Raw genomic sequence first — 946 nt, forward strand, 5'->3', positions numbered from 1 at the left:
CTTGCATGGCATGCAAGAGGTCAGCGGTTAGCTCCCGCTTACCTCCACCAATAGCGCAGAAACCACAAGATAATCAAAGTCGCCTTGAGCGGCTTTTTTTATTTCTGTTAAGTGTTTCGCCATACCCCTCGGGGGAGTGTGGCTTAGCTGTTAGTGCGCTTGCATGGCATGCAAGAGGTCAGCGGTTAGCTCCCGCTTACCTCCACCAATAGCGCAGAAACCACAAGATAATCAAAGTCGCCTTAGCGGCTTTTTTTATTTCCGGCATACCCCTCGGGGGAGTGTGGCTTAGTTGTGAGAGCGCTTGCATGGCATGCAAGAGGTCAGCGGTTAGCTCGCGCTTACCTTCACCAATAGCGCAGAAACCACAAGATAATCAAAGTCGCCTTGAGCGGCTTTTTTTATTTCTGTTAAGTGTTTCGCCATATCTCAAGGGTGGGGCTTAAGCAGTCCTACACATTTTTTACTTACCCCAACATCGAAAATGCCGGGGTCTGACCCGCCGGGTCAGACCCCAGTCCTTGCTTTTTTTGGGGGGGGTAACTGAACAGCATTACTGCCCTGCGTAATTTTTTATTTGTGAGGTGACAGTGTCACCTATGTCTCCCGACAAAGTGTCACCCATGTGTCCCGACAAAAAAGTGTCACCCATGTCTCCCGACAGCTTGCGATGTTGTAATTAGTTGCCGCATTGCATGTCATCCTGCCATCACCCCATCCTCATAGGGGAAAGTGCTCGAGAAAGATGGAAAATAAGAGGGGCGGTAGTTGATTTCGTGAATCGCTTCGTGTTAAACTTCGCGCACGCTTTTTTGAGGGGCTAAATAAAGCCTTCAACGAAGAGTCCGCTGAGAGTAAAATCAGCACAGGTCCCCATCGTCTAGAGGCCTAGGACATCACCCTTTCACGGTGAGTACAGGGGTTCGAATCCCCTTGGGGACGCCAG

The 946-nt window shown here is 50.2% G+C and carries 3 tRNA genes; all 3 read left to right on the forward strand.

The features are described 5' to 3' along the window. The first annotated feature begins 132 nt into the window (after window positions 1-132). The 3 genes from ACL9RI_RS27610 to ACL9RI_RS27620 all read left to right on the forward strand — a co-directional run bounded on the left by ACL9RI_RS27610 (window position 133) and on the right by ACL9RI_RS27620 (window position 945). Window positions 133-208, forward strand: a tRNA-Ala gene (locus tag ACL9RI_RS27610). Window positions 209-277: 69 nt separating this feature from the next. Next, a tRNA-Ala gene (locus ACL9RI_RS27615) sits at window positions 278-353 on the forward strand. 516 nt (window positions 354-869) lie between these two features. Continuing rightward, window positions 870-945, forward strand: a tRNA-Glu gene (locus tag ACL9RI_RS27620). Window position 946: the final 1 nt, after the last annotated feature.

Origin of the sequence: Janthinobacterium sp. Mn2066, from assembly GCF_049319705.1 — a bacterium.
Taxonomy (GTDB): Bacteria; Pseudomonadota; Gammaproteobacteria; order Burkholderiales; family Burkholderiaceae_D; genus Janthinobacterium.